Below are 13,116 nucleotides of genomic sequence, written 5' to 3' on the forward strand. Positions count from 1 at the left end.
ATTCAACCCCCGATCACGCGGGGATCGTGTAGTATCAGCAGTAATTCAGCTAAAACAATCCATCGTGTGACCGATGAGTGATTGACGAGTATGCTGAATGAACACATCTGGAAAAAGCCATTCTGAAGCATCACAGGCGTAGGCAAGGGCATGGTGAGGAAGTATTTTGACCGCCGATTGGGGACAAAGACAAATCAATACACACAACACACATCCGACTGGCAAATCCAGAATATCGAACCAGCCGACTTGCACAAGCTGAAGCTGCCAAAGTTACCTATTAGTCCCCCTGATGCTACGGCTCCAGCCTCTCCTCCTGCGGGAGTAGGCAGCACCGTTGAGTCACCGCCCGCAGAAGCGAGCCAACCGCAGGAAGCGGACGCACCTCAACCCGCTCAAGCAGAGAATGCAATTCAGATTGCGCAACCTGGATCAAGGCGATTACCCCAGAGGGGGAACGGCTTCGCATCGCGCCGTCAGCAGATGCGCTCACCCAAGTCGTGGAACTGGTCAATGCTGGGACTGGGGGCAATCATTCTCTCGGTTGGCATGGGGGCTGTTGCCCTAACGTGGCTGACCACCTTGCCACCCCTGCCTGACTGTGGAAAGATATCGCCGATTGCGGCAGATTCAGAACGGCTTTATTGCGCTCAAGAAGCGATTCGCTCAGGTGATTTGCCCCAACTAGTGGCAGGGTTGCAATTAGTGGGACAATGGCCAGACGATCACCCGCTTCATGGCGAGGCGCAAAAGCTAATGGCAAATTGGTCTAAAGCCATTCTGGCGATCGCCAACGACAAAATTAACCATAACGACCTGCCCGGTGCCGTCGAAGCGGCTGCACACATTCCGCCCAACAGCCCCATTTACGAGGAAGCACAGGCATCGATCGCCCACTGGAAAGAACAATGGCAACAGGGAGAAACACTCTACAAGACAGCCCAGGAAGCCTTGCAAAACCAGTATTGGGATAAAGCTTCTGAGCAAGTCTCTGCCCTAGGACAATTGGAAAATCCCTATTGGCGGCAACGGGCAGACCAGCTAACCAGCCAAATTTTGGCAGAAAAGCAGGCTCGATCGCAGCTTGTCGAGGCCCGCAACCTGGCTAAGCGACAGAACCCGAAAGCGCTGGGAGAAGCGATCGCTCTGGCCCAGCAAATTTCTCCCAACAGCCACGCCTGGGCAGAAGCCAAAACCGAATTGACGCAGTGGAGTCAGGCACTCCTCAAAACTGGGATGCAGCAGTGGCAGCAAGGCAACCTGGAAGCGGCGATCGCCCTGGTGCAGCAAGCCCCTCCTGACCCGACCCTGTCTCCCGATGCAGCCGCTCTGGTGCAATATAGTCATGCCCAGCGGCTGGCAAGCTGGAGCGAGGTACAGTGGGAGCCGTCCTTCAAGCAAATTTGGGGGTTGATGCAAGCCCTTTCTACGGTCAACCGAATCGAACCTGGCAGCGAGCTTTATCGCCAAGCCCAAACCGAACGTGAAACCTGGCAGGCTCAACTAGACGACCTGGTTCAGCTTCAGTTTGCCAACCTCAGCGCCAGTCTAGGTCAGCGATTCTCTCTAGAAACTGCAATCAAACAGGCAGAATTAGTCGGAGCCGATCGCCCCCGTCGAGTTCAGGCGCAAACTCTGGTCGCCCATTGGCGGCAAGAAATTGAGCGCGTAGAAGACCGTCCCTATTTACGTCGCGCCCGCGAGCTGGCAGAACCTGGCACCATCCCAGCGCTCAAAGCGGCGATCGCTCAAGCTAGCGTCATCCCGCTTAACCGCGTTTTGCGAGGAGAAGCACAGGGGGCGATCGCCGCCTGGAATAGCCGGATTGAAACGATTGAGGATCAGCCATTCCTGGATGAAGCCAGAACCTTGGCTGAGAAAGGCAAACGCCGAGAAGCGATCGCCGCCGCCGAAAAAATTCGTTCTGGTCGTGCCCTTTACGACGAGGCCCAAACCGCCATTAGAAACTGGCGCACCGAAATCGAAATTGCTGAAGATCGCCCGATTCTCAACGAAGCTTACGAACTGGCAGAAGAAGGCAGCCTCTCCGGTGCGATCGATGTCGCCTCCCAAATTGGTCGAGGTCGAGCCCTCTACTCTGAAGCTCGATCGGCGATCGCCCAATGGCGAATCGAACGAGAAATCATCTGGGACTCCTGGGAAGCAGAATCCGCTCCCGAAAGCGACGATTCTTACTACGAGGAAGATTATGAATATGACGAAGGTTATGAAGAAGACTACTAATCCTTAAAGTCTTCTTTAAGGTATGTTTTTTGCATGTGCGTCGCACATGCAAAAAACATACTTGGAATAGTTCCAGTTCTTAGCTCATGCAATCCCTCCAGCACAAACTGATAGTCTCCTGCCAGGCTCCCGTTGACTCCCCGTTACATGACCCGATGGTGATTGCAGCGATCGCCCAGGCAGCCGTTAACCAAGGGGCAGCAGGCTTGCGAATTGACACTCCAGCCCATGTTCAAGCGGTCCGACAACGCACTTCAGTTCCGATTATCGGACTCTGGAAGCGACAGTTTGAGGGGTCCGAAGTCTACATTACCCCTCAAGCTGAGCAGGCAAAAGCGATCGCCCAGGCAGGCGCAGATATCATTGCCATTGATGCTACCCTCAGAGCGCGTCCCGGTGGAGAAACCGTTGCTTCCCTGATTGACTCCATTCACAATCTAGGAAAACTCGTGATGGCAGATGTTGATACGTTAGAGAGTGCGATCGCTGCCGCTGCTGCGGGTGCCGACCTGGTTGGTACAACACTTTACGGCTACACCCAACAAACTCGCCATTTGCCCCCTCCTGGCTTCGACCTGTTGAAACAGATGGTCGATGAACTATCAGTTCCTGTAATCTGCGAAGGCGGCATTGCTTCTGCCGCTATGGCCAAGCAGGCTTTGGGCTTAGGAGCCTATGCAGTCGTGGTAGGCACAGCAATCACAGGCATTGATGCTCAAGTTAAGGCTTATTGTGAAGCGCTTAGTTCCCAGTAAAAATGCGATTCATTGCATTTCCACAGGACAGGGTAAAGCTTTACAGAATGTTAGCTTTTACACCTCTACCCAAGAGTCGTTTAACCTGAATTAAGGGCATCATAAGGACACTCACAATGTGCCTTAAATAACATCCACCGATGGATAACGCTACAACCAAAGTTCTCCTGGTGGAGGACGACGAGGACGATTACATCATTACCTCAAACCTTTTCCGTGACATCCAAGAAAAGAAGTTTGAAGTTGAGTGGATTCGCAACTATGACAATGCCTTGGAAATCATGAGCAAAAATCAGCACGATGTTTATCTTGTTGATTTTCGTCTGGGCATCAAAAATGGAGTGGAGCTATTGGAGCAAGCCACTGCTGACGGTTGCAAAGCACCCATTATTTTGTTGACAGGGCAAGGAGATTCCCGAAGTGACGTTGCTGCAATGAAAGCAGGCGCAGCCGATTATTTAATCAAAGGGCAAATTGATGCAACAGGGCTAGAACGAGCCATTTCCCATGCCATTGAGCGAACTCACACACTCGAAAAATTGCGTCAGGCACTGCAGGAAAATAGCCGACTGGCTTCTGCGATCGCCAACATCACAACAGGTGTCGTGATTACAGACCCCAAACAACCTAATAATCCAATTATTTTTGCAAATCCAGGCTTTACAGCTGTCACAGGTTACACCCAGGAAGAGGTGCTGGGGTCCAATTGCCGCTTCCTACAGGGCAAAGAGACAGATGTAACAACCCTGCAGCAGTTGCGAGAGGCGATCGCTCAGGCTTGTCCTCATACCTGCGTTTTGCTCAACTACCGTAAAGACGGCACTCCCTTTTGGAACGAACTTAGCGTCAACCCAGTTTTTGACTCACAAGGCGAACTCACTTACTTTGTCGGACTGCAAACAGATGTGAGCGATCGCAAACAGTCTGAAGCAGCGTTGCGAGAGAGTGAAGAGCGCTATGCTCTAGCCGTACGAGGCGCAAATGACGGCATTTGGGACTGGAACCTTAAAACCAGCGAGATCTATTTTTCACCCCGATGGAAATCAATGCTGGGATATCTTGATGAGGAGATCACAAACCAGCTAGACGAGTGGTTTGAACGGGTTCATCCAGAAGATCTAGATTGGGTCAAGGTCAAAATTGCAGCTCATTTAGACGGGCTAACGCCTCACTTTGAAAATGAACATCGAATGCTGCATCGGGATGGCACCTATCGCTGGATGCTGAGCCGAGGGTTGGCAGTACGCGATGCCAAGGGTAAGGCGACCCGCATTGCAGGCTCTCAAACTGACATCACAACTCACAAACAGGCAGAAGAGCAGCTTTTACACGATGCTTTTTATGACGCACTGACAGGTTTGCCAAACCGTGCCCTGCTGACCGACCGGCTCAAACAGGTTGTCCAGATGGCAAAGCGTGATTCCAGCTATCAGTTTGCGGTTTTGTTTATCGATGTTGATCGCTTTAAAGTGATCAACGATAGCTTGGGTCACATGCTAGGCGACGAGTTGCTGATGGCGATCGCCCAGCGACTGTGTGACTGTCTCCGCCCCACTGACACGGTTGCCAGGTTAGGCGGCGATGAATTTGTGATCTTGCTAGAAGATATCAATGATGTCAATAGCGTTACCACCATTGCAGATCGGGTGCAGCAAGAACTCACGTTACCATTTAGCCTAAACGGGCATGAAGTGTTCACCAGCGCCAGCATTGGCATTGCTCTGAGTGAAACAGGGTATGAATTGCCAGAAGATCTGCTGCGCGATGCAGATACCGCCATGTATCGGGCAAAAGCTCAGGGCAGGGCGCGATACGAAATCTTTAATACCGGAATGCATGTTCGAGCGTTAGCCCTCCTGCATTTGGAGACTGACCTGCGGCGGGCGATCGCGGCTGACCAGTTAACGGGCGATCGCCAAGAATTTCAGCTTTATTATCAACCTATTGTTTCGCTCAAAACCCGCTGTGTGGTTGGGTTCGAGGCGCTGTTGCGCTGGCAACATCCCACTCGTGGTTTCATTTCTCCCATCGAATTCATTCCCATAGCGGAAGAGACGGGGCTAATTATTCCAATTGGAGATTGGGTTTTGCGAGAAGCCTGTCGTCAAATGCAGATTTGGCACGCTGAGTTTCCGATGAAACTGCCTTTGTCATTGAGCGTGAACCTATCAAGCAAACAATTCACACCGCGCTTGATTCGCCAAATCGAACGAGTTCTGCAAGATACGCATCTAGATACTCGATCCTTAAGACTTGAGATTACCGAAAGTGCGCTGATGGAAAACTTAGAATCAGCTGCAGACTTATTGGCACAAGTGCGATCGCTAGGAATTCAGCTTTCAATGGATGACTTTGGTACGGGCTATTCTTCGCTCAGCTATCTGCATCGTTTTCCAATCGATACTTTGAAAATTGATCGGTCTTTTATTAAAAAAGTGGATGCGGACGGCGAACAGTTGGCGATCGTTCGCACCATCATTACCCTTGCCTGGAATCTAGGTATGGATGTGGTTGCAGAGGGGGTAGAAACTCTCAAGCAACTGGCACAACTGCGATCGCTCAAATGTGAGTATGGACAGGGATACTTATTCTCAAAGCCGCTCGATAGCCAAGCCGCCGAACGGGTCATTGCAGCGCAATCGCAGCTAGGAATTGGCATCCCAAATCTGGGGCAGGACACGAGTCACTGCAACCTGTAATGGCAGAAGAGACATCGTTCTATACCAATCGTGCTAAAGCCCATCTGGGCGATCATTTGGATCTGAGCGGTGATGAAGATTTAGGCAATTCCCAAAATCTGAGCCGCGATATTGTCAATTGTGTACCAGTTGGTTTGATCATTTGGCACCTAAAAAATCTGGATGATCCTAATAGTTTTCAGCTCATTACGGCTAATTCGGTAATGAGCGAAATTCTAGAGATGCCGCTAGACCAATTGTTGCGTGAGGCGATCGCGGCTCCCTTTCCAGCTTTTTTGGGCATCGAACCTGCTGATTTCTACGCCGAGGTCGTTCGCTCTGCCCAAACTAGGAGCCTGGGCGAAGTTCGCTACCGAAACCGCCAAAAAATTCAGACCGTGCTGTCGCTCACCGCATTCCCCATGCCCAATCAGTGTGTTGGGGTCGTGGTAGAAGACATTACCGAGTTCAAACAGATTGAAGCAGGACTGCAAACTGATAGAAACCTATTTCAACGCATCGTCGCCACCACGCAGGAAGGAATCTGGCTGTTTGACGTTGAGGGCAAAACGAGCTACGTCAATCAGCAGATGGGCGACATGCTGGGCTATTCTGTGGCAGAGATGCTGGGCCGTTCGCTGCTGGACTTTGTCGATGATGAAGCCCGCACAGCGATCGCCGTTCCGTTTGCCAAACTGCATGGTCTGAGAGGGCAGCACGACTTGCGGTTTCGCTGCCGCAGTGGGGATTCTCTGTGGGCGATCGTCTCAGCCACCCCCATGTTTAACGAAGATGGCGAATTCGTCAGCACCCTCGTGATGGTGACAGACGTAACCGAGCGCAAACAGGCAGAAGTCAATCTGGCTGCCTCTGAAACCCTTTATCGACGGCTATTTGAAAGCGCTCAGGATGGCATTCTGGTTGTTGCGCCTGAGAATGGCAGCATCACAGATGCAAACCCATCGCTTCTCAAGTTGCTAGGCTATGCCTACCAGGAGCTAGTCGGGAAGAAACTATGGGAAATTGGTTTCGTTTCTGATGCAGAAGGACAACTGACTTTCCAAACGCTGATGGAGCAAGGCGACCTACGCTACGACAATTTGCTGCTACGGACACGCTACGGGCGGCACATTGAGGTAGAGTTTATCAGCAATGTCTATCAGGCGGGCAGCAGGCAGGTGATTCAGTGCAATGTTCGAGACATCACAGAACGCAGGCAAACGGAGGCAGAGTTACGGCAATTCACCACTCGACTGCAGCAGAGCAATCAAGAATTAGAAGATTTTGCGGCGATCGCCTCTCATGATTTACAGGAGCCGTTGCGAAAGATTCAGGCATTTGGCGATCGGCTCAAGAGCCAATACAGCCAAGCCCTCACCCACGAAGGGCAAGATTACCTGGAGCGAATGCAAACCGCTGCTAGGCGAATGCAAGTCCTGATCAACGACCTGTTGTCTGTCTCTCGCATCACGACCAGAGCAAAACCCTTCGTCAAAGTTAACCTTAACGAAGTGATTCAAGAAGTTTTGTCTGACCTGGAAATTCAAATTCAACGGGTAAAAGCACAGATAACCGTAGAAGAACTGCCCACCATTGATGCAGATCCGCTACAAATGCGCCAACTGCTGCAAAACTTGCTTAGCAATGCCCTTAAGTTTCACCAACCTGACGTTCCACCCATCGTTCTGATTCGCAGTCAGATCTTCAACTCTGCGTGTCCGGATGGTTCCAATCCTCTACAGAATGCCCGGTGCCAAATTATCGTTACCGACAATGGAATTGGCTTTGCTCAGAATTATACTGATCGAATTTTCACCGTGTTTCAACGTTTGCACAGTTCCAGCGAGTACGAAGGTACAGGAATTGGGCTAGCAATCTGCCGAAAAATAGCTGAGCGGCACGGTGGCACTATTACTGCCAGTAGCGTGCCTGGACAAGGCTCAACATTTACGATTGTGTTGCCGCTGCAACAGCCTAACTAATACGGAATCCACTTTGTAAAGAGACACTATCTTTGTGTAGGGGGCGAAAGCATTCGGGCATAAACTCTGCAACTTACAGCAATTTCTGTAAGGACGCACTGCGGTGCGTCCCTACCGATATCCCTACCCTGTAGGCGGATTCAATATTAAACGTCCTTCTGCAAAAGCTCTGCAAAGGAAAATTGCATTGCTTGAGCATAGGGCAGCAAAATTTCAAGATACTCAGACTGTATCCGGGCTTGAATCTCTTCGAGCAAAAGTTGGACTCCCTGGTGAGCTAGATCCCAGGAGACACCAACGGTTGGATAAACCATCATGCACAGAGGCACTAGCTCTTCTTCAATTGATGTTGTGCTGCCTTCAAGAATGGAAAGCCAGAGGTAGCCCTGAAACATCTGCATGTCGCGAATGCTAGATGTCATAATGCCCGGGTCGCTCAACGTTCCCCGCCGACTTTGATAATGCGGGTTTATCTCAAAGGCACGTTGAAATACAGCAACGGCAATGTCATGACTGTAGGGCAACATTTGTCGAACTAGAGCCAAACTGGGAGACTGCACAGTGTATCCCGCAGCTGCTTGACAGACGCGCTTCCAGGGAATGCAAACTTGCTCTTCAAGAAACCTGAAGTAAGGCGAGAGCAGTAATTGCTCGGTGGGGGTGAGTCTGCTCAGCAAAAATTGAGTGGTGAAATGAAACTGCGTACTCAAGAAGCCGATCGCCCTTGGGTCTTTTGCAGCAAAGTGCTGAAGCCGCAATTCTTGTAGGGAGGGTTCAAGTTCTTCTAATAGTTGTGCGATCGCCTGAATGGCCAACGACGGCATCAGCACAAACGACGAAGGCGACGGTGACTGCTGCTCGTAAAAGTCTAGAACCTGTGTGTAAAGTCGCGTTGCAGCAGTGGCAATTCGCTGGGCATCGCTGAGGTTGACTACATTGGGAATGTAAGAGAAGAGCGTATTAGTCTGAATTCCTGCTCGTTCACAGTTGAGTTGCAGCACTCGTTTTAGCTGCTTAACCGTTTGGCTGCGTCCCGTTGGAGAAGAAGTTTTGACGAGGGTTACAACTGCTTCTTGCCCTGTCTCTGAAGAGAGTATGGATAGATCGGTTGTATAGCAAGATGCCCATAGATTAGTCAGGCTTTCCACGGGTGTGTTATCCCGACAGGGGGTATAGATGGGTACATATTCTAGTAGCACGCTTTTCTCCATTGAAGATATCCAGGCTTAAAGAGCAAAGGCTGCGAAACACACCGATGGAGTAGATGATCTAAAAATGTGGCAACAGAATAAATGCTGCGACAGAATAAGTAGCGTCCAGGTAAGCGTACCTAGACCTACTTAGGAAATTTCGCAGATCTACGAAATTTCACAGAGGGCTACGTAATAATCTATGCCTCATTGTTGTGCAATGAGTTGAGCCATTTGGCTGAATTCGCAACACACCGTAATTGCACGCAACACAGGAGCCCTTTTGTACCAATCCATTTTTGAGCATAAACAAGTAGCACGGCTCAACCGCGCTACCGTTCACGTTGGAGGTCTAAGAAATTCTGACTATTTTGTAGTCATGGTGTGGACACCATCCCAGGCAGTAGGGGGCGGGCTGATTAGGTAAGCATTGGCGCGCTCTAGGTGGACCGCGATCGCCCGGTCGTCTTGCTGCAAGCGCTGCGCTTTCTCAAAGCAGCGAATCGCCTGCTGAAAGTTCATCTCTGTGTAGGCTGACCGTCCCTGCTCATAGAGCGCCAGGAACTCATGGGTCTGATCGTCGAGGGTATGGTGGCGATCGCCAATCAACTCGTAGATGCTGATCGGCTTTGTCTTACCCTTGACTCGAATTCGGTCTAGCTCTCGCACAACGATGTGTTCTTGACATAGCCCGTAGGTGTACTCGCTGAGAATGATGTCACAGCCATATTCCTTGGTGACTCCTTCCAGGCGAGAGCTGATGTCTACGCCATCGCCAATGACGGTATAGTCCATCCGCTTTTGGGAGCCGATGTTGCCCGATACAACTTCTCCAGAACTGATGCCGATGCCGATGCGGATTTGGGGTTGATGCTTAATCCGGCGATTTTGGTTAAATTCTGCCAGCCGCCGTCGCATATCCAGCGCCGACTGCACGGACATCCAGGCATGGTTTTCGGTTAATGGCAGCGGCGCACCAAATACCGCCATCAGGGCATCACCGATGAATTTGTCGAGCGTGCCTTCATAGTTAAAGACCGCTTCTACCATCGTTTCAAAGTAGTTGTTTAGCAGCGAGACGACCTCTGCCGCTTCCATCTTTTCGGTGAGGGAGGTGTAGCCGCGAATGTCAGAAAACAGGATGGTGACTTCTTTGCGTTCACCGACCATCAGCGCATCTTCGCCCAAGGCCATGACTCGCTCTGCTACTCCAGGCGTCATGTAGCGGTACATCGTCGCTTTCATCCGCTTTTCCTGGCTGATGTCTTCCAGCACCACCAGCCCACCTCGGACGGTGCCTTCTGGATTGGTCAATGGGTTGACGGTTAGGTTAATGCTGCGCTCTATTTCTCGCACCTGTTCTTGAGGAATGGGGGAGATGGGATGCGCTTTGCTTTTGGCTGTCGTCAGATTCCAAGGAAGGAAGCTGTTGGGGTTGTGGCGATCGCGCATTGCCATTGCATACATTCCTGCCCCACTTCCATTGCCATTTCGGTCGGCAGGATCGTCTGGCTGGTTGACAAATAACCCAACTGTCAGGCTTTGTTCAGGAACGTAGTGCTTTGCGCCAAGTTTAAGGCTGTCCTCAACACGCATTTGCAGATTGTCAATCGGCACTACTTCCCAAACCAGACGACCGACAAGCTGCTCTATCCAAAAATTTTCTTGGTGGCGATCGCCTTCCTTTTGGCGCGGACAGCCCAATAGCTCCAGTGCTGCGTCATTAATGGTGACAATTCTGCCCTGCATGTCGGTCGAGATTACAGCATCCGACAAGCTTTGCAGCATATCTTTTTGATACTGCTTTTCTAGCAACACGCTTTCAAACAGTTGAGCGTTTTCCAGTGCGATTCCCGCCTGAATGTTGAACGCCCGCATGAATTCTTCGTCGGAACTGGTAAAGCTGCCCTGGTGCTTGTTAATCAGTTGGGTGACACCAATCAGCACTCCTTCTGAGTTGTAGACGGGCATACAGAGAATGTTGCGGGTGCGGTAGCCCGTGCGTTTGTCAGTAGACGGATCAAAGCGCGGATCCTCGTAAGCATTGGGAATGTTTAACGCCTGCCCAGTGGAAGCAACATAGCCTGCAATGCCTCGATCTGCTGGAATGCGAATCTCCATCAGCGTGCTGCCATCAGCGGTTTCCACCTTTGACCAAAGTTGCCCCTGTTCTCGATCCAGCAGAAACAAGGTGCTGCGGTCAGCCTGCATGAGTCCACGAGCTTCGTCCATCACGGCTCGTAGGGTTTTTTCCAGATCCAGGCTTTGTGCTAGACAGGAGGTAGCTTTTAGCAGAGCCGCTACGCCTTTCTGGTTTCGGGCGGCAATGTAGAACGAGTTGCAGCTTTCTAGAATAATGCCAATTGACGAGGCAAACTCACGAAACTGACGTTCGTCATCAGAATCAAACGGTTCACTGCCCGCCTTGTTCATCAGTTGCACGACGGCAACAACGCGATTTTTGGTGCTAAAAATCGGCATGCAGAGGACGTTGCGGGTGCGATAGCCCGTCTGCCGATCAACATCCCGGTTGAATAGGGGATGGCTGTAAACATCGGCAATGTTGAGGCATTTCCCGGTTGCGGCGACGTGTCCGGCAATGCCAACATTCAGCGGCACCCGAATTTCTAAAGATTTCTCGCCTTCGCCCTGGGCAATCTTTGACCAGAGCTGCTCCCTTTCTTCGTCAACCAGAAAGATGGTAGTGCGATCGGCTTGCAAAATCTGCCCGATTTTCAGCGTGAATGCCTCTAGGATTTGCTCCAGCATCGTTTCCAGGGCTTCGTTGTTGATCATTTCGATCGCCCTGAGAAAATGCTCAAACTCTCTTGTAATTTGTTCGAGCAGGCTAGCAAATTGAGGAACGGGAAGATCCTTAACGCGGCGGGTGAGATCGCCTTTGCGATCGCCCTGTGACAAGGCTGCCAACATGCTGCCAGGAGAAGTGCCAGGAGTAGTCATGGTCATGGCCGCTAGTAGGGGTGTAGTGTTGCCCCGAATTAAGGAAACATTGAATGCAAATTGGGAGACACACCGTTACATATAGTTATACAGGAGATAGCTATACAGGCAGTTATCGCCTTGCTATCGACTGCTATCTCCTATATTCATCGCCGCAGTCGCCAATCAGTTGGTATAGGTCGCGGGATTGTCTGAGTACAGCATCAATTTGGGAGCGGTCGTCCTCGTCTAGCGTCAGGTCAAAAACTCTAGCATTGTCCTGCAAATGGTCTGACACACCTAACCGTGCCCCCACAATCACACCTGCTACCGTTGGCTGATCTAAAACGCAACGCGTTGCAATGTTGGCGATGCTCACCCCGTGCTTTTGGGCAATAAGCTGGAGTGCCGAGAGCAGGCTTTGAAATAACTCCCAACCACCCCACACATCGATCATGTTCTTGTACTTTCTCAACGAAGCCGTATCGAGTGCGCTTCGCTCGGGCTCGGGCTGCCCCAAATAACGCTCCGACAATAGCCCCCCACAGACTGTGCCGTAGGCAAGCAGCTTAACGTGGTGCTTCTGACAAAACGGTACCATACGAACCAGCGGACGGCGATCGATCAGAGAAAATTGCACCTGGTTGGAGACAATTGGAATGTCATTTTCTAGAACAGTTTGTAAATGCTCTGTGTCAAAGTTGGTTAGGGCCAGGCGTTTGATTTTGCCTTCATTTTGCAGTTCTGTGAGGTATTTGAGCGCATCCAGATAGCTTTTGTTGCGATATTCCCACCAATGAAACTGGAGCAGGTCTAGGGATGGCACATCCATTCGCCGCAGTGAGATGTCAACGTTTTCCTCAACCAGGTTGCGGGTCATGCGTTCAGGGCGCGGCACCCATTTGGTAAACGCTTGCAGGCTAAGCAAGACTGCCGTACCGCGCGTTGCAGAAATCTGTCGTCTAAACTCACCGATAAAATCCTCAGCCGGTCCGTAGTGATCTGCTAGGTCCCAGGTGGTAAAGCCTGCATCAAAGTAATCGAACATACTCTGAACCGCTCGTTGGGGAGCGATCGCCCCATGTGCTCCCGACACCTGCCACATGCCGTTGAGAATGCGGCAAATGTTTAACTCTGGAGTAAATTGCAGCCTGCGAGAATCAGGTGGATTCATCGTGAAGTTTTGTTAACGCTACACTCCTATAAGGTATCCCGTTTCCACAAAAGCGGGCTATGTAGGGAATTGATAGGGAACCAGGAATTTTTTTAACAGTCATACATTTCTGCAATTAATCTAGTATCTTTAGACTTGAATATTTTTCGTTCA

The 13,116-nt window shown here is 50.8% G+C and carries 7 protein-coding genes; 4 read left to right on the forward strand and 3 right to left on the reverse strand.

Going from position 1 to position 13,116, the window contains the following annotated elements:
- Window positions 1–150: 150 nt before the first annotated feature.
- The 4 genes from H6F88_RS26470 to H6F88_RS26485 all read left to right on the forward strand — a co-directional run bounded on the left by H6F88_RS26470 (window position 151) and on the right by H6F88_RS26485 (window position 7,659).
- A complete protein-coding gene (locus H6F88_RS26470; RefSeq protein ID WP_190645803.1) occupies window positions 151–2,244 on the forward strand; it encodes a hypothetical protein in 2,094 nt (697 codons plus the stop codon).
- Between the two features lie 86 nt (window positions 2,245–2,330).
- Window positions 2,331–2,999 (forward strand): N-acetylmannosamine-6-phosphate 2-epimerase, encoded by a 669-nt coding sequence (locus tag H6F88_RS26475; RefSeq protein WP_190645804.1) that lies wholly within the window; start codon window positions 2,331–2,333, stop codon window positions 2,997–2,999.
- A 140-nt stretch (window positions 3,000–3,139) separates the two neighbouring features.
- On the forward strand, window positions 3,140–5,698 hold the full coding sequence (locus H6F88_RS26480) for an EAL domain-containing protein (RefSeq protein WP_190645805.1): 2,559 nt from the start codon (window positions 3,140–3,142) through the stop codon (window positions 5,696–5,698).
- Window positions 5,698–7,659, forward strand: a complete 1,962-nt coding sequence (locus H6F88_RS26485; protein ID WP_190645806.1) for a PAS domain-containing sensor histidine kinase — start codon at window positions 5,698–5,700, stop codon at window positions 7,657–7,659. Before H6F88_RS26480 ends, H6F88_RS26485 begins: the two co-directional genes overlap by 1 nt.
- Window positions 7,660–7,805: 146 nt before the next feature.
- Here H6F88_RS26485 and H6F88_RS26490 read toward each other — a convergent pair whose 3' ends face one another.
- The 3 genes from H6F88_RS26490 to H6F88_RS26500 form a co-directional block, all read right to left on the reverse strand.
- Window positions 7,806–8,870, reverse strand: coding sequence for a hypothetical protein (locus tag H6F88_RS26490; RefSeq protein WP_190645807.1), 1,065 nt, complete (start codon window positions 8,868–8,870; stop codon window positions 7,806–7,808).
- Window positions 8,871–9,215: 345 nt separating this feature from the next.
- Window positions 9,216–11,816, reverse strand: coding sequence for an adenylate/guanylate cyclase domain-containing protein (locus H6F88_RS26495; protein WP_242050720.1), 2,601 nt, complete (start codon window positions 11,814–11,816; stop codon window positions 9,216–9,218).
- Window positions 11,817–11,943: 127 nt separating this feature from the next.
- Window positions 11,944–12,963: an aldo/keto reductase gene (locus tag H6F88_RS26500; RefSeq protein ID WP_190645808.1), complete on the reverse strand. Its 1,020-nt coding sequence runs from the start codon at window positions 12,961–12,963 to the stop codon at window positions 11,944–11,946.
- Between the last annotated feature and the right edge of the window lie 153 nt (window positions 12,964–13,116).

Origin of the sequence: Oculatella sp. FACHB-28 (genome assembly GCF_014696015.1) — a bacterium.
Lineage (GTDB): Bacteria > Cyanobacteriota > Cyanobacteriia > Elainellales > Elainellaceae > JAAUTN01.